Source organism: Enterobacter sp. DSM 30060, assembly GCF_013375955.1.
Lineage (GTDB): Bacteria > Pseudomonadota > Gammaproteobacteria > Enterobacterales > Enterobacteriaceae > Enterobacter > Enterobacter intestinihominis.
Genome location: NZ_CP056118.1, coordinates 2285731 through 2306532, shown reverse-complemented (window position 1 = coordinate 2306532; position 20802 = coordinate 2285731). Strand labels below are relative to the sequence as shown.

At 58.9% G+C, this 20802-nt stretch carries 14 protein-coding genes; 5 read left to right on the top strand and 9 right to left on the bottom strand.

Annotated elements, in window-relative coordinates; all coding sequences use genetic code 11:
• Positions 1 to 172: 172 nt before the first annotated feature.
• Positions 173 to 2557 (bottom strand): beta-N-acetylhexosaminidase, encoded by a 2385-nt coding sequence (locus HWQ15_RS10965; protein WP_063148822.1) that lies wholly within the window; start codon positions 2555 to 2557, stop codon positions 173 to 175.
• A gap of 200 nt (positions 2558 to 2757) precedes the next feature.
• Positions 2758 to 5466 carry a magnesium-translocating P-type ATPase gene (gene mgtA / locus HWQ15_RS10960; protein ID WP_048966076.1) on the bottom strand — a complete coding sequence of 903 codons (2709 nt, stop codon included), beginning with the start codon at positions 5464 to 5466 and terminating at the stop codon, positions 2758 to 2760.
• 386 nt (positions 5467 to 5852) lie between these two features.
• Between mgtA and treR the strand changes: the two genes are divergently transcribed.
• From treR to nrdG, 5 genes are all read left to right on the top strand, one after another.
• Complete coding sequence (gene treR, locus HWQ15_RS10955; protein ID WP_022646876.1) at positions 5853 to 6800, top strand: trehalose operon repressor TreR; 948 nt, start codon at positions 5853 to 5855, stop codon at positions 6798 to 6800.
• A gap of 127 nt (positions 6801 to 6927) precedes the next feature.
• Complete coding sequence (gene treB / locus HWQ15_RS10950; RefSeq protein ID WP_063148832.1) at positions 6928 to 8346, top strand: PTS trehalose transporter subunit IIBC; 1419 nt, start codon at positions 6928 to 6930, stop codon at positions 8344 to 8346.
• A gap of 51 nt (positions 8347 to 8397) precedes the next feature.
• Positions 8398 to 10041, top strand: coding sequence for an alpha,alpha-phosphotrehalase (gene treC / locus HWQ15_RS10945; protein ID WP_063148821.1), 1644 nt, complete (start codon positions 8398 to 8400; stop codon positions 10039 to 10041).
• A 373-nt stretch (positions 10042 to 10414) separates the two neighbouring features.
• On the top strand, positions 10415 to 12553 hold the full coding sequence (gene nrdD / locus HWQ15_RS10940; protein WP_032625234.1) for an anaerobic ribonucleoside-triphosphate reductase: 2139 nt from the start codon (positions 10415 to 10417) through the stop codon (positions 12551 to 12553).
• A 105-nt stretch (positions 12554 to 12658) separates the two neighbouring features.
• Complete coding sequence (gene nrdG, locus HWQ15_RS10935) at positions 12659 to 13123, top strand: anaerobic ribonucleoside-triphosphate reductase-activating protein (protein WP_022646867.1); 465 nt, start codon at positions 12659 to 12661, stop codon at positions 13121 to 13123.
• A 32-nt stretch (positions 13124 to 13155) separates the two neighbouring features.
• Here nrdG and HWQ15_RS10930 read toward each other — a convergent pair whose 3' ends face one another.
• The 7 genes from HWQ15_RS10930 to HWQ15_RS10900 form a co-directional block, all read right to left on the bottom strand.
• Positions 13156 to 15066, bottom strand: coding sequence for a transcription antiterminator (locus tag HWQ15_RS10930; RefSeq protein WP_023305322.1), 1911 nt, complete (start codon positions 15064 to 15066; stop codon positions 13156 to 13158).
• Between the two features lie 19 nt (positions 15067 to 15085).
• Positions 15086 to 16222, bottom strand: coding sequence for a lactonase family protein (locus tag HWQ15_RS10925; protein ID WP_063148820.1), 1137 nt, complete (start codon positions 16220 to 16222; stop codon positions 15086 to 15088).
• A gap of 119 nt (positions 16223 to 16341) precedes the next feature.
• Positions 16342 to 17082, bottom strand: a complete 741-nt coding sequence (locus HWQ15_RS10920; RefSeq protein ID WP_022646864.1) for a KDGP aldolase family protein — start codon at positions 17080 to 17082, stop codon at positions 16342 to 16344.
• Complete coding sequence (locus HWQ15_RS10915; RefSeq protein ID WP_063148819.1) at positions 17079 to 18197, bottom strand: DgaE family pyridoxal phosphate-dependent ammonia lyase; 1119 nt, start codon at positions 18195 to 18197, stop codon at positions 17079 to 17081. The genes HWQ15_RS10920 and HWQ15_RS10915 overlap by 4 nt, the downstream gene beginning before the upstream one ends.
• Positions 18181 to 19314 carry an amidohydrolase/deacetylase family metallohydrolase gene (locus HWQ15_RS10910; RefSeq protein ID WP_063148818.1) on the bottom strand — a complete coding sequence of 378 codons (1134 nt, stop codon included), beginning with the start codon at positions 19312 to 19314 and terminating at the stop codon, positions 18181 to 18183. The genes HWQ15_RS10915 and HWQ15_RS10910 overlap by 17 nt, the downstream gene beginning before the upstream one ends.
• Before the next feature lie 42 nt (positions 19315 to 19356).
• The gene (locus HWQ15_RS10905; RefSeq protein WP_003856081.1) at positions 19357 to 19998 is read right to left on the bottom strand and encodes a DUF4310 family protein; all 642 of its coding nucleotides are present in this window, start codon (positions 19996 to 19998) and stop codon (positions 19357 to 19359) included.
• Positions 19999 to 20011: 13 nt separating this feature from the next.
• Positions 20012 to 20788: a DUF4311 domain-containing protein gene (locus tag HWQ15_RS10900; RefSeq protein WP_006810337.1), complete on the bottom strand. Its 777-nt coding sequence runs from the start codon at positions 20786 to 20788 to the stop codon at positions 20012 to 20014.
• Positions 20789 to 20802: the final 14 nt, after the last annotated feature.

Genomic DNA, 20802 nt, shown 5'->3' with positions numbered 1-20802 from the left:
TCTCCCCAAAGGGGAGAGGGAACGGATCGAGCCCCCTCGCCTGGCCCTCTCTCCAAAGGGGAGAGGGTACCGATAGAGCCCCCTCGCCTGGCCCTCCCTCCAAAGGGGAGAGGGTACCGATAGTGCCCCTCGCCCCTATGGGGAGAGGGGTTGGGGTGAGGGGTATTTTTTTCTACTGATTCTGCGTCGCACGCAGCAGCGTTTCCAGCGGGTACACCGCCGCAATCACCACTTCGTCCTGGATTGTCGCCGCGTTATCCAGTTCGCTCTGGATCGACGCGATCTCTTTATCATCCAGCGTTCCCTGACGTGCCACCAGATCCGTCAGCCGCAGGCCAATCGAGGCCAGCTTGTCCACCTCCTGAATTACCGGTTTGATGGCCTTCAACTGATAGCTGTTTTCGCTCAAGGCCAGCACGTCGCTGGTGTTGTTCTGCCAGCGGTTAAAGACGTGGCGCAGCGCGTCGGCGCTCTCCGTGTCTTCCGCATCGCTCACCAGACGGTCAGCCCATTTATTCATCTGACGCACGGTCGCACTTTCCGCGTTTAGCGCGTCAGCGAGCCGGTTGAGCGGCTCAAACTGATGATAGTTTCCGGCCTGGAACTTAAGATGCTGGCGGGTGTAATACTGCGCCGGTTCAAGCGCCTGAGCGAGGATTTGCAGCGGCAAGGTATCCGCATTATTAGCGAGGCGCGTGAACTGTACCTGCTGCTGGGTATGTTGCTGTAGCCCAACCGATACCGTGGACCAGCTGTCCATCGCCTGGAGCCGGGTATACATGTTGTCGATGTCGTTGACGTCCTTCGCCGACCAAAGCCGCTCCGCCACCGCAAAGGCGCGCGGCCACAGACGGATATCCAGCACTGGCGCGACTACGTTTTCCGCCCACAGCGCGGCTTCACCGCCGAGCAGATTGGCCTCGTTCGCCGGGTCCGGCACCACCGGCGGAACGCCTTTCGGCACCTCGTCCAGACGCGTGCCGCTAATCGGGTAGCGGGCGTTACCCACCAGGAAATAGCCGCTGAGCTTATCGTTCTCAACAGAAACGACCGGACGCGTTTCACCCATCCAGGTATCAACGGTAAACGTTACCTGATTGTCGTCCCGCCACTGAATGTTATCCACCGCCCGACGCGATTTCCCGGCAAAATCAATGAATCCGCGCCAGCCAGCATCGCCTTTCACCAGCGTAAAGCTGCCTTCCACCGGCTTGCCTTTCAGACGCGGCATGGAGAAAGCCCAGCTCTGGACGCTGTCGGTGTCTGCTATCACATCCACGCCGTTCAACCCCTGCGGCACAATTTCATTGCGGTAGTGGTAGGCGGTGGATTGCGGCTGATCAAGGTAGAAACCGGTAGAGAGAATGCCCTTATAGCCGTTCTGCGCCACCTGCCCCAGCGCGTCCTGTCCCTGCCAGGACTGGATCAGAATGCTTTTCGGCAGATCGGGATGGTAGATCTCATCCCAGCCAACCATCTGCCGGTGGTGCTTCTCAAGGATCGTCTCCAGCTTGCGGTTGAAATACGCCTGCAACGCATGGCTGTCCGCCAGTTTGTTGTCGCGCATGAATCTCTGGATCGCAGCGTTCGCTTTCCACTGGCTGTCGTCAACCTCATCGCCGCCAATATGCAGATACGGATCCGGGAAGATCGCCGCCAGTTCGCTGACCATCGCGTCGGCAAAGGTATAGGTCGCCTCTTTGGTGGGATCCAGCACTGGCTTAAGCACGCCCCAGTGGCGCTCCATGGCGTACGGCCCCGGCGCGCTCATCAGCTCCGGGTAGGCGACGGCAATCGCCGAGGCGTGACCAGGCATATCAATTTCCGGCACCACGCGTATGCCGCGCTCGGCAGCGTAACGCACAATCTCGCGCATCTGCTCCGGGGTGTAGAACAGCCCATCGCTGGCAAGCTGGGTTAATTTTGGATAACGCTTCGAGGTAAAGCGCCAGCCCTGATCGTCCGTCAAATGCCAGTGCAGGACGTTGAGCTTAGCCGCGGCCATGCCGTCGATCTGGCGTTTGATATCGGGTAACGGGATGAAATGGCGCGCTGAATCGAGCAGCAGCCCGCGCCACGGGAAGCGCGGCGAATCTTCAATGGTAACCCACGGAATCGAGGTGTTTTCGGCACCGTTCTGCATCAGCTGGAGCAAGGTTTCCATGGCGCGCAGCGCGCCGAAGCGGGTGTTGGCGGAGATATTTACGCCGTTGGCGTCCACCGTGAGTTTATAGCTCTCATCGCTGTCCGGCAGCGGCTGCGGCTTCACTTTTTTAGCGATGGAAATACGGATGGTTGGCTTGTCAGGTTTTTCGGCCTGCGGCTGTAGCGTCCAGCCAGTTTGCAGGGCGATGCGCTGGCGCAGGCGGTTGACCGCATCCCCCAGATCGTCGCCGCTGACGCTCACGGTGAGTTGATTGTTAAGCACCAGCGCACCCTGCGTGGTCGGGCGTTCAACCTTCGCAGGCCAGGGCATTAAGGGAAGGTCGCCTGCCGGGGCGGCAAAGGCGGAGGCGCCGAGCATAAGCCCGGCGGTTAAGAGACTGTACCGTAACATGAATGTTCCTTATCTGACGGGCCAAATAAAGGCAAAACATTCTGTTAACATGCGCTCAAATTGTCGTCAAGCGAATGCGCTGACGGAGATCACAGGTTGTTGAATTTGGGAGGAAAGCCAGCTGCCGGGTGGCGGCTTCGCCTTACCCGGCCTACGTTCGGATCGTAGGCCCGGTAAGCGCAGCGCCACCGGGCTTGCCGTTACTGCCATCCATACCGACGGCTATAGAACCCTTTGACCATCTGCGTCAGCACCATGTAACCCGCGAGGATCGCCACCAGCCACGGGAAGTAGCTCAGCGGCAGCGCCTGAAGTTGCAGGTAACTTGCAAGCGGCGAGAACGGCAGCGCGATCCCGAGCGCCATCACAATGCCCGTCATCACGATCAGCGGCCATGCGGCACGGCTCTGGATAAACGGAATGCGGCGGGTGCGGATCATATGCACAATCAGGGTCTGGGACAGCAGCCCCACCACGAACCAGCCGGACTGGAACAGCGTCTGGTGTTCCGGGGTATTGGCGTGGAACACAAACCACATCAGGCAGAAGGTCAGAATGTCAAAGATGGAGCTGATCGGCCCAAAGAACAGCATAAAGCGCCCCAGATCGGCGGGGTTCCAGCGCTGCGGCTTCTGGATCTGCTCGTCGTCCACGTTATCAAACGGGATGGCGACCTGAGAGACATCGTACATCAGGTTCTGGATCAGCAGGTGCAGCGGCAGCATCGGCAGGAACGGCAGGAAGGCGCTCGCCACCAGCACGCTGAAGACGTTACCGAAGTTGGAGCTGGCGGTCATTTTGATGTATTTGAGCATATTGGCGAAGGTGCGACGCCCTTCGATGACGCCCTCCTCCAGCACCATCAGGCTCTTTTCCAGCAGAATGATATCTGCCGCCTCGCGGGCGATATCCACCGCGCCGTCCACGGAGATACCGATATCCGCCGCACGCAGGGCTGGCGCATCGTTGATGCCGTCGCCCATAAAGCCCACCACGTGCCCTTCACGACGCAGCAGAGTGACGATGCGTTCTTTATGCATCGGCGTCAGGCGGGCAAACAGCGTGGTGCGCAGGGCAAGCTTGGCCAGCTCATCGTCGGACAGGTGCTCAATGTCGCTCCCCACCACGACGTCGCCCGCGTCCAGGCCCACTTCGTGGCACACTTTGGCCGCCACCAGCTCGCTGTCGCCGGTCAGGATTTTGACGGTGATCCCGCTCGCTTTCAGTGCTTTCAGCGCCGGCGCGGTGGTCTCTTTCGGCGGATCGAGGAATGCGATGTAACCCTCGAGGATCAAATCGGATTCATCGATACGCTGGTAGTCCCCTTCCCGCGCGGGCAGGAACTTGCTTGCTACCGCCACCACGCGCAGCCCCTGACGGTTCAGGTTATCAGTGACGCGTTTGATGCGGCGCAGCATGGTCTCATCCAGCGGCACGATCTCGCCGTTATGACGCACCTGCGTGGAAACATTCAGAATCTCCTGCAATGCCCCTTTGCAGATCAGCTGATGTACGTCCGGCTGCTCGCTGACCACCACCGACATGCGGCGCCGTTCAAAGTCGAACGGAATTTCGTCCACCTTCTGCCAGCGGCCGGAGAGCATGCGGGCAGACTCTTCATCCACACCTTCCAGCACCGCCACGTCGAGCAGGTTTTTCAGCCCTGTCTGGTAGTGACTGTTCAGCCACGCGCTGTACAGCACCCGTTCGCTGGTCTTTCCGGCGATATCGGTGTGGTTCTCCAGCACGATTTTGTCCTGGGTCAGGGTGCCGGTTTTATCGGTGCAAAGAATGTCCATCGCGCCAAAGTTCTGGATGGCGTCGAGGTGTTTGACGATCACCTTTTGTTTAGAGAGTTTGACCGCCCCGCGCGCCAGCGTGGAGGTGACAATCATCGGCAGCATTTCCGGCGTTAAGCCGACAGCCACGGAGAGGGCGAACAGCGCCGCTTCCCACCAGTCACCTTTGGTGTAGCCGTTGATCAGCAGGACAATCGGCGTCATGACCATCATAAAGCGGATCAGCAGCATGCTGACGCGGCCAATGCCTTTCTGGAATGCGTTCGGCTCGCTCTCCTGCTCGCTGACGCGTCCGGCAAGCTGTCCAAACCAGGTGTTGCCGCCGGTAGCGGTGACAATGGCCTGCGCCGTGCCGCTGACCACCGTGGTGCCCATAAAGCACAGGGTGTCGCATTCCAGCGGGTTCATCTGCTGCGGATCGCGGGTCCGCGCCACCTTCTCTACGGGCAGGGATTCACCGGTGAGTGAAGCCTGCGCGACGAACAGATCCCGCGCCTGGATGATGCGTAAATCCGCCGGGATCATGTCCCCCGCCGCCAGCTTCACCAGATCGCCCGGCACCAGCTGGTCAATGGGCAGTTCAATCCAGGCGTTTTCGCCGAGGTCGTTAATCACACGCGACACGGTGGCAGTATTGCTGACCATCGCTTTCAGCGCATCCGCCGCTTTGGTGGAACGCGCTTCCTGAATAAAGTTAAGCAGCGTGGAGATCCCCACCATCAGGGCAATTACGCCTGCGGCAAACAGATCTTCAGTGGCGTAAGAGATAATCCCGAGCACCGTCAGCAGCAGGTTGAACGGATTGCGGTAGCAGAGCCACAGGTGGACCCACCATGGAGAGGGTTTTTGCGCCGGGATCTGGTTATCGCCATGTTCCTCGCGGATTTTTGACACTTCTTGCGCGTTCAGCCCTTCCGGGTGGCCGCCAAAGGCGCGCCAGACTTCGTTTTCATCCATCGCCGCCACGTTCAGGCAGCGCTCGGTCAGGGAAGCGGGGATTTCCGCGCCCGCCAGGGTGTTGGCATTTGGCAGCGGATCGCGCGCGATCAGGCGATGTGGCAGGTGGCGGCTCAGCTGCGCGAACAGCTGCCGGGTGATATTTTTCAGCATAGTCATTCCCCCGCATCCGCAAAGGCGGACGCAGTTTTCCCGCAGGCGTGGCAGAGCCGTACCTGTCAGGCACTTAATTTATCAAGCAGGAACGTATGAACGTTGCTGCCTCACGCCGGTGAGACAGCAAAAGGCTGGCTTACCGGAAAGAAGGTTTTCTCCTGGTCAGGAGAGGTGTGGGATCGGGATCCATGTGGCCTCCGGTAAGTTAAAAATGGGATGTCGTCGCGCAGTATAAGGATTTAACCATACCTTTTGTGACTATTCGGGCGGTATGATACCCCCTCGTAAATAAACCGCACGTAAACCAGACTTTGCCCATAGCGAATTCGCAGGATAGCATTAGGCTCAACTGATTATTTTATCGTTGTTACAGGGAATACAGCATGCAGAACCGCCTTACGATTAAAGACATCGCGCGTTTAAGCGGCGTGGGGAAATCGACCGTCTCACGCGTGCTTAACAACGAAAGCGGTGTCAGCGAGCGCACACGCGAGCGCGTCGAGGCGGTGATGAATCAGCACGGTTTTTCCCCTTCCCGCTCCGCGCGCGCCATGCGCGGGCAGAGCGATAAAGTGGTCGCCATTATTGTCTCGCGTCTGGATTCCCTCTCCGAAAACCTCGCCGTACAGACGATGCTGCCCGCGTTCTACGAGCAGGGCTACGATCCGATCATGATGGAGAGCAAGTTCTCGGCGCAAATGGTGGAGGAGCATCTCGGTATGCTTCAGCGCCGCAACATTGATGGCGTAGTGCTGTTCGGGTTTACCGGCCTTAAAGAGGACATGCTTAAACCCTGGCAGCCGTCTCTGGTGCTGCTGGCGCGCGACGCCAGCGGGTTTGCCTCTGTCTGTTACGATGACGAAGGGGCAATCGTGATCCTGATGCAGCGCCTGTATGAACAGGGCCATCGGCATATCAGCTATCTCGGCGTGCCGCATGCCGACATCACCACCGGCAAGCGTCGCCATGAAGCGTACCTGGCGTTTTGTAAAAAAAACAATCTCCCCGCCGTGGCCGCGCTGCCTGGACTGGGTATGAAACAGGGATATGAGCAGGTCGCCAGCGTGCTGACTGCACAAACCACCGCCCTGGTGTGCGCCACGGATACCCTTGCATTGGGTGCGAGCAAATATTTGCAGGAACAACGCATCGGGGAGTTGCAGTTAGCGAGCGTGGGAAGCACGCCGCTGATGAAGTTCTTACACCCGGAGATTATCAGCGTTGACCCGGGTTATGCCGAGTCTGGCCGGCAGGCTGCCGCGCAGCTGATCGAGCAAATTACCGGGCGTACCGAGCCCCGTCAGATCGTTATTCCAGCCCGCCTCTCATAATTTTTTTGAATGGATTATTGTGATCTTCGCCCGATTTCGGGAACGTTCCCATTTTCGCCGTCACGTTGAAGGAGTAGGCTTGCGCACAGGTCATAACCCCTTTCACCATCTGTCATGAGGTTTCATGATGAGTAAAGTCAAACAAGCCGATATCGAACAGCTGATCGTCCTGGTCGGCGGACGCGAGAACATCGCCACCGTCAGCCATTGCATTACCCGCCTGCGCTTCGTGCTGAACGATCCGGCCAAAGCCAATCCGAAAGCCATTGAAGAGTTGAAAATGGTTAAAGGCTGCTTCACCAACGCCGGGCAGTTCCAGGTGGTGATTGGTACCGAAGTGGGCGATTACTATCAGGCTCTGCTGGCGACTACCGGGCACTCTTCCGCCGATAAAGAGCAGGCGAAGAAGGCAGCGCGCCAGAATATGAAATGGCATGAGCAGCTGATTTCCCATTTTGCGGAGATCTTCTTCCCACTGCTGCCTGCGCTGATCAGCGGGGGCTTAATTCTGGGCTTCCGTAACGTCATCGGCGATGTGCCAATGAGCGACGGCAAAACCCTGGCGCAGATGTACCCGGCGCTGCAAAGCATCTATGACTTCCTGTGGCTGATTGGCGAAGCCATCTTCTTCTATCTGCCGGTCGGGATCTGCTGGTCAGCGGTGCGCAAGATGGGCGGAACGCCCATTCTCGGAATCGTACTCGGCGTGACGCTGGTCTCTCCGCAGTTAATGAACGCTTACTTACTTGGTCAGCAAACGCCAGAGGTGTGGAACTTCGGCCTGTTTACCATCGCCAAAGTGGGCTACCAGGCGCAGGTTATCCCGGCATTGCTGGCGGGTCTGGCGCTGGGCTTTATTGAGACACGTCTGAAGCGCATCGTGCCGGACTATCTCTATCTGGTGGTGGTCCCGGTCTGCTCGCTGATCCTGGCGGTGTTCCTGGCGCATGCCTTTATCGGTCCGTTTGGCCGCATGATTGGCGACGGCGTGGCCTTCGCGGTCCGTCACCTGATGACCGGCAGCTTCGCACCGATTGGCGCCGCACTGTTCGGCTTCCTGTACGCTCCGCTGGTGATCACCGGCGTGCACCAGACCACGCTGGCGATCGATATGCAGATGATCCAGAGTCTCGGCGGCACGCCGGTCTGGCCGATTATCGCCCTGTCTAACATTGCGCAGGCCTCCGCTGTAACCGGCATTATCATCGTCAGCCGTAAGCACAACGAGCGTGAGATCTCCGTTCCGGCGGCCATCTCCGCTTACCTCGGCGTCACTGAACCGGCGATGTACGGTATCAACCTGAAATATCGCTTCCCGATGCTCTGCGCGATGATCGGCTCCGGTCTGGCGGGCTTGCTGTGCGGCCTGAACGGCGTAATGGCAAACGGGATTGGCGTCGGCGGCCTGCCGGGTATCCTCTCCATTCAGCCTTCATTCTGGCAGGTATTTGCGCTGGCGATGGCGGTGGCGATTATCATCCCAATGGCGCTGACTACCGTGGTTTACCAGCGTAAGTTCCGTCAGGGCACGTTGCAGATTGTTTAATTCCCTTTTTCGGGGCGCAGTTGCGCCCCTTCGCATTTGCAGGAACGTACTATGAATACCCTTCCTCACTGGTGGCAGAACGGCGTTATCTATCAGATTTACCCAAAGAGTTTTCAGGATACCACCGGCAGCGGCACCGGCGATCTGCGCGGCGTAACGCAGCGCCTTGACTACCTGAAAACCCTTGGCATTGACGCCATCTGGCTGACGCCGTTTTATATCTCGCCGCAGGTGGATAACGGATATGACGTGGCGAACTACACTGCCATCGACCCGACCTACGGCACGCTGGACGACTTTGACGAGCTGGTTGCCCGGGCGCATGAACGTGGCATCCGCATCGTGCTGGATATGGTCTTTAACCACACGTCCACGCAGCACGCCTGGTTCCGCGAGTCGCTGGATAAAGCGAGTCCGTACCGTGAGTTCTATATCTGGCGCGACGGTACGCCGGACGCGCTTCCCAACAACTGGCGCTCCAAGTTTGGCGGCAACGCCTGGCGCTGGCATGCCGAAAGCGAGCAGTATTATCTGCACCTGTTCGCGCCGGAGCAGGCGGATCTCAACTGGGAAAACCCGGCGGTGCGCGCCGAGCTGAAAAAAGTGTGCGAGTTCTGGGCCGATCGCGGCGTGGACGGCTTGCGTCTGGACGTCATTAACCTGATTTCAAAAGATCAGGATTTCCCGGACGACACCATCGGCGACGGTCGCCGTTTCTACACTGACGGGCCGCGCATCCACGAATATCTCCAGGAGATGAGCCGGGATGTCTTTACGCCGCGCAACCTGATGACGGTGGGCGAGATGTCCTCCACCTCGCTGGAGAACTGTCAGCAGTATGCGTCGCTCGACGGGCGCGAGCTGTCGATGACCTTTAACTTCCATCATCTTAAGGTGGACTACCCCGGCGGCGAAAAGTGGACGCTTGCGAAGCCGGATTTTGTGGCGCTGAAAACCCTTTTCCGCCACTGGCAGCAGGGGATGCACAACAAAGCCTGGAACGCGCTGTTCTGGTGTAACCATGACCAGCCGCGCATCGTGTCACGCTTTGGTGACGAAGGGGAACACCGCGTGGCGGCGGCGAAAATGCTCGGTATGGTGCTGCACGGGATGCAGGGCACGCCGTATATCTATCAGGGTGAAGAGCTGGGCATGACCAACCCGCATTTCAGCCGTATCACCGACTACCGCGACGTGGAAAGCCTGAACATGTTCGCCGAACAGCGGGCTAACGGTCGCGATACGGATGAACTTCTGGCGATTCTGGCGAGTAAGTCACGCGATAATGGCCGCACGCCGATGCAGTGGGACGCCTCGCACAATGCGGGCTTTACCGAGGCCGAGCCGTGGATTGGCGTCTGCGACAACTACGAAACCGTGAATGCCCGCGCGGCGCTGGATGACCCCGATTCGGTGTTCTACACCTATCAGTCGCTGATTCGCCTGCGCAAAACCCTGCCGGTACTGACGTGGGGGGATTATGAGGATCTCCTGCCTGACCACCCTTCCCTGTGGTGCTACCGCCGCCAGTGGCAGGGACAAACGCTGATGGTGGTGGCGAATCTGAGTCATTCGCCTCAGGAATGGCAAGCGGACGCTCTCAGCGGCGAGTCGCAGGTGGTGATAAGTAACTACCCCGCCCCTCAAACCTCAACGCTTCGTCCGTTTGAAGCCGTGTGGTGGTTAAAGCAGTAATTCCTCCGCCGGGCACGATGCCGTGTCCGGCTTACTTTGCTGTTTTTGTTGAATAATTAATCAGATTTTTCCTTCGCGTCTTTACAATTGCCCCAGCGCCCGCCGTTTGTACTCTCGTCTTTTTACTTTGTTCTGCATCAAAAAAATCGCAAACTTGTTTGATGCAAATCACTATATGTAGCACTTAAAATGCACGCCGACCCAACATCTTGTATTTATCGTCTACTATTCCAACAACAAGACGGCGCTTACGCTGGCCGGAATTGTGGATAACACGGGCTGGGCACGCGGGAAGTCTTTGCCGCGGCGAGGAATACGCCCGGTGAATACTTCTCCACCTCTGTGGATAACCTGTTTTTAAAATGGAGTGATCATGACACCGCATGTGATGAAACGTGATGGCTGTAAAGTGCCGTTTAAATCAGAGCGCATCAAAGAAGCCATTCTGCGTGCAGCTAAAGCAGCGGGAGTCGATGACGCAGATTACTGCGCCACCGTCGCAGAAGTCGTTAGCAGCCAGATGCATGAACGCAGCCAGGTGGATATCAACGAGATCCAGACCGCGGTTGAAAACCAGCTGATGTCTGGTCCGTACAAGCAGCTGGCGCGCGCCTACATTGAGTATCGTCACGACCGTGACGTCCAGCGTGAGAAACGCGGGCGCCTGAACCAGGAGATCCGCGGCCTGGTAGAGCAAACCAACTCGTCGCTGCTCAATGAAAATGCCAACAAAGACAGCAAAGTGATCCCAACCCAGCGCGACCTGCTGGCCGGTATCGTCGCCAAGCACTATGCCCGCCAGCATCTGCTGCCGCGCGATGTGGTATCAGCGCACGAACGCGGTGAGATCCACTATCACGATCTCGACTACTCGCCGTTCTTCCCGATGTTTAACTGCATGCTGATCGACCTGAAAGGCATGCTGACCCACGGTTTTAAAATGGGTAACGCCGAGATTGAGCCGCCGAAATCCATCTCCACCGCGACGGCGGTCACGGCGCAGATCATCGCCCAGGTGGCGAGCCACATCTATGGCGGCACCACCATTAACCGCATCGATGAAGTGCTGGCCCCGTTCGTGACCGAAAGCTTCAACAAACACCGTAAAACGGCGGAAGAGTGGCAGATCCCGGATGCCGACGGTTATGCCCGTTCCCGCACCGAGAAAGAGTGCTACGACGCGTTCCAGTCGCTGGAATATGAAGTAAACACGCTGCACACCGCCAACGGCCAGACGCCGTTTGTGACCTTCGGGTTTGGCCTCGGAACCAGTTGGGAATCACGCCTGATCCAGCAGTCTATTCTGCGTAACCGTATCTCCGGCCTCGGTAAAAACCGTAAAACGGCGGTGTTCCCGAAACTGGTGTTCGCCATTCGCGACGGCCTGAACCACAAGTTTGGCGATCCGAACTACGACATCAAACAGCTGGCGCTGGAGTGCGCGAGCAAGCGTATGTACCCGGACATTCTGAACTACGACCAGGTGGTAAAAGTCACCGGTTCGTTTAAAACGCCAATGGGCTGTCGCAGCTTCCTCGGCGTGTACGAGGATGAGAACGGCGAGCAGATCCACGACGGGCGCAACAACCTGGGCGTCATCAGCCTGAACCTGCCGCGCATCGCGCTGGAAGCCAAAGGTAATGAAGCGGCCTTCTGGGCGCTGCTGGATGAACGTTTACAGCTGGCACGTAAGGCGCTGATGACCCGCATCGCCCGCCTTGAAGGGGTGAAAGCCCGCGTCGCGCCAATTCTCTATATGGAAGGGGCCTGCGGCGTGCGCCTGAAGGCGGATGATGATGTGTCGGAGATCTTCAAAAACGGTCGCGCGTCGATCTCTCTCGGCTATATCGGCATTCACGAAACCATTAACGCGCTGTTTGGCGACAAGCACATCTATGACAACGACGCCCTGCGTGAGAAAGGTATCGCGATTGTGCAGCGCCTGCGCGATGCGGTAGACCAGTGGAAAGAGGAAACCGGCTACGGTTTCAGCCTGTACAGCACGCCGAGCGAAAACCTCTGCGATCGCTTCTGCCGTCTGGATACCGCCGAGTTCGGCATCGTGGAAGGGGTGACCGACAAAGGTTACTACACCAACAGCTTCCACCTCGATGTGGAGAAGAAGGTGAACCCGTACGACAAGATCGACTTCGAAGCGGCCTATCCGCCCATCGCGAACGGCGGTTTTATCTGCTACGGCGAGTACCCGAACATTCAGCACAACCTGAAGGCGCTGGAAGACGTGTGGGATTACAGCTATCAGCACGTTCCGTACTACGGAACCAACACGCCAATCGACGAGTGCTACGAGTGCGGCTTTACCGGTGAGTTCGAGTGTACCAGCAAAGGCTTCACCTGCCCTAAATGCGGTAACCACGATGCAGCCCGCGTCTCCGTGACCCGCCGCGTGTGCGGCTACCTCGGCAGCCCGGACGCCCGTCCGTTTAACGCCGGTAAGCAGGAAGAGGTGAAGCGCAGGGTGAAACATCTGGGGAATGGGCAGATCGGGTAATCCACTGCCACGTTAATGCCCGGTGGCGCTGCGCTTACCGGGCCTACGGACCGCTCTCTTTTGTAGGCCGGGTAAGCGCAGCGCCACCCGGCGTGGTTATTCGCGATGAACTATCACCAGTACTACCCCGTCGACATCGTCAACGGCCCCGGCACCCGCTGCACCCTCTTTGTATCAGGCTGCGTTCACGAGTGCCCCGGCTGCTATAACAAAAGCACCTGGCGCCTGAACTCGGGTATGCCGTTTACCGCTGAGATGGAAGACCGCATCATCAACGACCTGAACGACACGCGCATTAAACGTCAGGGGATCTCGCTCTCCGGCGGCGACCCGCTCCATCCGCAAAACGTGCCGGCGATCCTGAAGCTGGTAAAACGCATCCGCCGCGAGTGCGCGGGAAAAGACATCTGGGTCTGGACGGGTTATAAGCTGGATGAACTGAATGCGCAGCAGAAGGAAGTGGTGGATCTGATTAACGTCCTGGTCGACGGCAAGTTCGTGCAGGATCTAAAAGATCCTATGCTTATCTGGCGCGGCAGCAGCAACCAGGTTGTGCATCATCTGCGTTGAATGAAGGCGGATATCCTCTGTCCGCCTGAACGTCAAAACCGACTCACACTCTCCATTGCCTCAGCCTTAAACGCCGCAAAATCCTCGCACTGGCACAGGCGCGCCATCGCGCGTTCACGCAGGAAAGTGACAAAAATATCGTAAATCGCCATTGCCTCTTCGTACTCGCTTTTGCTGATGGCGAGCAGAAAAATGACATGGGCGGTTTCATCTCCCCACTGAATGCCCTGCGGCGCCAGCACGGTGTAGACCACCGTTTTTTGCGCCAGCAGGCCGAGGGAGTGCGGCAGCGCGATGCCGTCGCCGAGCATAGTGCTGACGATAGCTTCACGCTCGATAACCGATTCCAGAAATTCCGCGCCGACAAAGCCTTCACTTTCAAGCTGCCCACACAGTTCGCGGAACAGCGTTTGCTGGTCGACAGGCTTGTCGAGAATGCGGAAATGGGCCGCGTCGAAGTATTTCTCCAGCATCCACGGACGGGTACGGTCCACCAGCACCAGCTTGCCGATCTGCTCTAACTGATAATCGGTCGGGAACGGGGCGATTATCACCACCGGTTTGGATTTTTCGCTCACGCGAGCGGTGGAGATCACGAAGTCTTCGCCGATGGCATCGGCAAGTTCGTACTCGCGCAGGGTGAGCGTGCGCGTCACCTCAATCTGCGGGTATTTGCGCTGAAGCACCGCCTCGATCATGCGCACCATCGCGTTACCGGCGTCACATACCAGCAGCACGCGCGGCTGACGCTGGTAGCCGATGTTGTAGTGGCGCTCCAGACCGACACCGATATGCAGCACCAGAAAACCAATTTCGTTTTCGCTGATCACATACGGCGTGTATTTGCCCCAGCTCGACACCGCCGCGAGGGTCATATCCCACGCCATCGGGTAGTGCTGCTTGATGTTATCCAGCAGCGGATTGGGGATCATGATTTGATACCGCACGCGGGTAATCATGGTTTTGATGTGCGTGAGCAGATCTGCATGCAGTTGCTCGTCGCTCAACAGGTTGTAGTTATAGTGGGTGTTGATGTAGCGCAGGATATAGTTGACCAGGGCTTCGTCGTCGTCAGCATTAATGGCGCTGGGGGCGATCTCCTGGATCTGCCGCGCCGCAATGTGCACGCACAGCCAGCTCTCTTCCGATGGTGAAAGCGCCTTGCCCGCCAGCTCCTGGATAGCCACCGCAATATCTTTCGCCGCCTCGCGTACGTTCTCTTCCACGTCTTCAGCGTGGAATTCCGGCAGCGGATACCCCTCGCTGATGCGCCGCACCGACACCGCGCAGTACAGGCGCAGGAACAGCTCGCCTTCATCGGTCAGGCGAATGTGATGGCGCGTCAGCGCGTCGTGCAGGACAGGGACCATCTTTTCCGCCACGCCCGCGTTGAGCGCCACGTCGGTCACCAGCGGGTTAAGGCTATCCTGCTGCGCCAGCTCCCACAGGAGGTCGGTCAGGCAGGCGCGGATCGCCATCTCGCTGCCAAACAGCTTCATGCCGTGGCGCGGGCGGGTTTCCAGCGTCAGGTTGTAACGGTGAAACCACTCGCGCACTTCCACCATGTCGCTCTGCAATGTGGCCCGGCTGACGAACCACTCATCGGCCAGATCCTCCAGCTTGAGGGAAAAGGCTGACGTCAGAAAACGCACCACCAGATAGTGCACACGCTCCGGTCCGGTTCGCGGAATACGCAGCGCGCGCGGGTGGGACGACTGCAATTGTTGATAGCGCACCACATCATTGATTTTGAGCTGATAGCCGTTGCCCCGGCTCAAAATGAACTGCGCGCCGTGGCTGGCCAGCAGCGCGTTCAGGGCGGTGATATCCGCCCGGACGGTTCGCGTGGAGACCGACAGCCGCTGCGCCAGCTCGTCCTGCGGCAGCGTCTCGTTTTGCAACAGATCGAAAAGTTGTGCTAAACGTTGGTTCGGAAATCGCACGTCGTTGTCCTCTTACTGCTCAGGGTGAAATGACCATCTGGGATGGGCTGCCGACCGGGGTATAGTCTGGCTCGGCGCTCAGCTTGCCGTCCGGCGCCACGCGGAAACGGGTAATGTTGTCGCTGCGCTGGTTCATGACGTACAGCCAGCGCCCCTGCTTATCAAGCGTCAGGGTGCGCGGATAGTCGCCTCGCGTCCAGACATCGTCCTGATGCGTCAGCGTGCCCTCCGCCGTTACGGTAAAGTGCCCGATGCTGTTATGCAAACGGTTAGCGACATACAGCTGTTTCCCGTCGGCGCTTAGCGCCAGCCCGGCAGCAAAACTGGTGCCTTTATAACCGTCCGGCAAGGCTGAAACCGTTTTACCCTCTTTCAGCCTGCCGTTGCTGTCCAGCGCATAATGGGTGAGCGTAGAGGCTTCTTCGTTAATCAGCCACAGGGCATCCCCCTTCGGCGTAAAGACGAAATGGCGCGGCCCGGCCCCTTTTGAGGAGGCGCTGATAAACGGCGGATCGTTCGGGGTCAGCTTTCCGGTTCGATCGTCAAAACGGTACTGATAGATGCGATCCAGCCCCAGATCGGTGGAAAAAACGTATTTCCCGCTCGGATCGGCGGCGATCATGTGCGCGTGAGGGCCGTTATGATCGCTGATGGCGAAACTGCCCTCGACGGCAGCTTCCGGCTTCGCCGCGCCCGGTTCGCCTTTGTCCTGATGGGTGTCCGTAGCATCGCCCAGGCTGCCGTCTGCGTTAACGGGCAGCACCGCGATCGATCCGCTGACGTAGTTCGCCACCAGCAAATGTTTGCCGTTCGGCGTCAGGGAAAGATACACCGGCCCCGCGCCGCCGGAGGCCACCTGATTCAGCTCGCTCAGCGCGCCGTTATCGCCTATTCGCAACGCCTGCACCACGCCCTGCTCCACCTCGCTTGCCAGGTAGAGCGTTTTGCCGTCGTGCGAGACGGTAAGCTGCGCAGCGTTCGGGAGTTGGCTCACCAGCGTTTTGTTATCGAGCGCGCCGGTTTGCGGGTCGACGGTAAAACGGTACAGCCCTTCGCCGTTGGGATTATAGGTGCCCACCCAGGCGTATTGCGTCTGGGCGACAGCGGCGGTGGCGAGCATTGAGAGTGAAGCGACAAGCATGGTACGGGTGTGCATGGTGGCTCCTTCGAGTGTGTGCGGTGTGTTTCCCCTCACCCTAACCCTCTCCCCAAAGGGGAGAGGGGACGATTACACCCTCTCCCCTTTGGGGAGAGGGCTGGGGTGAGGGGCAGGTTCTACTTCACCAGCTTCTTCGTCATCGCCAGCAGCGTACGCACATCTTCCGGACGCGTGTCGCCGCTGGCTTTGTCGATAATCGAGCTGTAGATATGCGGGATGATTTTGCTCACGCCCGCGTCCAGGGCGATCTGCAGGATCTCCTCAAAGTTCTCCAGATCGATTCCCCCGGTCGGCTCCAGCCAGAAGTCGTGACGGGCGCAGGCTTCCGCCACCGCTTTATACTCGTCACGGCACTTGAGGCCGCCCATCGGGAAGTACTTGATTGAGCTTCCGCCGAAATCCTTCAGCAGGGCGATAGCGGTTTCAACCGGCACAATGCCGTCCGGCGCGTTGCTGCTCAGCGGGCCGGTGGAAATTTTAACCATGCCGACGGTGCCGGTCGGGGAGACCAGGCCATTGACCACCGACTCATTCTGCCCCAGCAGCGCGCGGCTGGCGGCCACGCCGGTAAAGACCTGATTAACGTGCTGCGGCTGTACCTGGCGGGAGATTTCACTCACCATCGCCGACTGGTTCGGATCGCCTGCGCCCAGCCCCACGGAGAGCGCGTTATCAATCAGGGCCGCATACTCACGCATATCCGCGACGGCGCTCGCCACGTCGGGGTAATTTTTGGAGAGCACGCCCACCAGCACATGACCTTCCGCCGCCTCGTAAATGGCGCTGGCGTTGGCTTTCGATCCTGCCAGCACGTTCAGGCAGACGCGGTCACGGTAAAAGTTGGGGGTCAGTTTCATGCTTTTTTCTCCTGTCCTAATACTTCGCTAATGCGGCGGTACACGATGTTTAGCTGGTCAGCATTCACGCTGCGCACATCCGCTTCGATAATCCCTTCGTTAGCTTTATAGCCACGGAAGTAAATGGCGTATTCGCCCTGCTTGAGCGCGTTCACCAGGTCACCGGTGCCGACGCCGGTGGTCGCTTCGTCAAACTTAATCTCGGTGCGCGCGATATCGCGACCCGCGCTGTCCCAGACCACGCGGGCGGTGACGCCGTTCAGGGTGTTGAGCGCGTCAATAAACGGCGTCATCTTCGCCACCATCTCGGCCCCGCTCTCTTTGGTGGCCGTCAGGTAGTGTTCGATGGCGCAGGTCAGGCCAAGAATGCCCTCTTTGCCCACCTTCATCGCGCGGCCAATGCCCGCCGTCTGGCGCTTCACCCACTCAACGTACTGGGTTTTGCCGATCACCAGGCCGCTGGTTGGCCCTTCAATCGCCTTCGCGCCGCTGTAGATCACCAGATCGGCGCCGGATCGGTAATAGGTATGCAGATCTTCTTCCGCCGCGGCGTCAACGATCAGCGGCAGATCGTGTTTACGCGCCACGACCGCCGCCTGCTCAACGCTAAGCATGCTTTTCTGTACGCAGTGGTGCGATTTAATGTAGAGGATAGCCGCTGTACGCGGGGTGATCGCTGCCGCCAGCTGATCGGCAGAGCATTCGTTGGCGTAGCCCGCTTCCACCAGCCTGCCGCCGCCCAGCGCTACCATGGTGCCTACCGGCGCGCCAAAGTTAACGTTGTGGCCTTTCGGCAGGACGATCTCGTTGTTCTCAATCGGTGTGACGTGCAGGTTTTCCAGCAGCCAGTCGCTGTCTTTCACCAGTACCGCCGCCACGGACTGGGCAATGCCCGCCGACGCGCAGGAGACCACCGTTGCGCCTTCCACCTCCAGCAACTTCGCGATGTATTCGCCGGTTTTATTGACCAGATCCTTTATCTCGAAATAGTGATTCATGCCGTCCATCGCCGCCTGCACCACTTCCGGGCGCGGCGTGGAGACACCCAGCGCCGTCATGCGGCCAGAGGTGTTGATAACCTGCTTTAAGTTGTACTTCTCATAAATCGAAGGCATGTTCCGTGCTCCCTTGTTCGGTCATGTAGCCCTTGCCCGCGCGGATCGCGGCAAGCGGCACCAGAATGTGTTCAGCCTGCAGGCTGTCGTTTTCAGCATCCGTCAGCACCGTCGGCTGGCGTTTGAGGGTGAACAGCGTCAGATCAGCGTCGAGACCAGGCTGAATGCGGCCTTTGCGCGTCAGGCGCAGGCCGTCTGCGGCGTTGGCGGTGACGCAGTCAATCACCTGCGGCAATGACATGCCGATGGCGAGGAATTTCGACATCACGCTGGCCAGCGAGCCGACCGGGCCGTTGATGCGGTTGCGGCAGTAGATATCCGAGCTGATGGTGTGCGGCAGAATGCCCATCGCGATGGCGCGTTTCGCCACCTCAAAGCTGAAGCTCGCCGTGCCGTGGCCGACGTCCAGACGCACGCCGCGCTTCAGCGCAGACGTAATGGAGGCGCGCAGCTCGCCGGAGGGCGTCAGAATGCGGTTGGGCTTGCCGTTGTAGCAGTGGGTAATGATGTCGCCGGAGCTTAACAGCTCGGCAATCTCATCAAGGTTCGGCGGGTTGTTGCCGATGTGCACCATCAGCGGCAGGTTGCCGTTCTCTTTCTGAATGGCTTTCGCGCGCTCCAGCGGGGTAATACCGTTTTCACCGACCACGCTGCTGCTCATGCGCGCCTTCAGGCCGACGATAAAATCCGGGTAGCGCGTCACCGCCTGCTTCACCGCATCAGCATCAATATTGGCCATATTGGCCAGCTCGTTCTGGGCAATCAGCCCCACGCGGGAGATGTTCAGCAGGGCAAACACCTCGGTGGATGCTTTGCGGGTGATGGCGTAAAAATCATCCACGTCGTCGGCCCCGGTACTGCCCGCGTCCACCACGGTGGTGACGCCGGTGGCAATGCCCACGCTGTCCGGCTCGTCGTGGTAGATCGGGGAGTTCGGGTAGCAGTGGACGTGGGAGTCAATCCAGCCCGCGCTGACGAACACGTCACCGTTAAGCTCAACCGTTTTACGAGCGGGAGCGTCAATTTGGCCTGTCGCGGCGATCTTCCCGTCCTGAATGGCGATATCGGTCAGGGTATCGTCGGCGAGGCGCGCACGGCGCAGGAGTAGATCAAACATGGGGTTCTCCTGATAAGACGGGCACCGAAGCGCCCGCAGGTATTAAAGGGCGACCGGGAACAGCCAGCCCAAAATCATTGCGCCGAGGATGGCGCCACCGGTAATCGGCTTCTGCCAGATGTAGAACAGCAGCGCGCCCACCAGGGAACCGACGCCGATTGGAATGGAGGCGGTCATGGCGCTGAGGATAATCAACGGCCCGAGGAAGCGGCCGGAGGCGTTACCCGCGCCCATCATCACGTCTGCACCGTAGGTGGAGTTACTCTGGTTGATGGTGAACTTACGCGCCAGGATGATGACGTAGCCAATCGCCAGACCAATCACCAGGCCGGTAATCAGCGAGGCAATAAAGTTGGTCACCGGGAACATGATCCCCGCGCCCAGCAGCAGCGCCGGTACGCCGAGGCCCACGCCGGTCTGGATCGCCCCGCCGATGTCGAGAATCCCGACCAGCGACCCTTCGATGATACGGGCGAACAGGAAGCTTGCGCCGAACGCCGCCACCGCGCCGTAAACGCCGGTATCGATTCCCGCTTTCAGCATCGCCACGAAGGCCACTTCGTTAAACGCGCCGATGCCGTAGAGGTAGTACATGTGCGTCCCGGCGAAGACGCCGGAGGAGAGCAGGCCAACGAAGATCGGGAACGACCAGTCGGCATACCAAAAACCTTTATTCTGTTCCATTTAGAGGCTCCTGTTATTTACCGCTGAGCGAGTTGTGGATCATATCGAGCCAGTTCGGCACGGTCAGATGGAAGGATTCGATCATCTTCATGTCGAAGCCGCGGAAGAAGCCGCTCAGCACAAACAGCAGGACGATCGCCGCCATCATCACTTTGGTGACGTGGTTCCAGCCGCTCTCTTCCACGCCTTTACCGATCAGGATCCCCAGCACCAGGCCCGGCACGGCGTTACCCATGATCAGCTGCGCTGCGCCGCCAAAAATGGTGGCCCAGAAGCCCGATTTTTTACCCGCGTCGATGGCTGCCAGCCAGAAGATCACTGGCATCACGGTGTTGACCAGCAGGTTCGCGGCAGGCACCAGCACCTTCACGGCGGTGACCTGAAGCGCAGCCGGAACGGAGGAGGCGGTCAGGTTAAGGAAGGTCACGACAATCATGCCGATAATGCCGCAGGCAATCGCCATTTTGCGCGGGTCATGCAGCGTTTCACCGACGTTACGGTTTTTGATCATCAGTGCAGCAGCACCCCAGTTCGGGATGATGCGGTGGTCAACGTCCTGTGTGAAGGCACCTGCGGCCACGGAAGAGGCCCAGGCGTTAAAGAAGAAACCTAACCCAAAGGAGAAGTGGGACGCCGGATCCCCTTCACAGGAGTTCAGTTCCCCCAATGTACGAAACGCGCCCATACCCTGAGTGGTAGGCGCATGAAACATGCGTGCAGCCCCGGCTCCAACACCGACGCCAACCAGGCCGCCAATGATGAGCGATTTTATTAATATAATTAAGAACATCAGTCTGCCCTTTT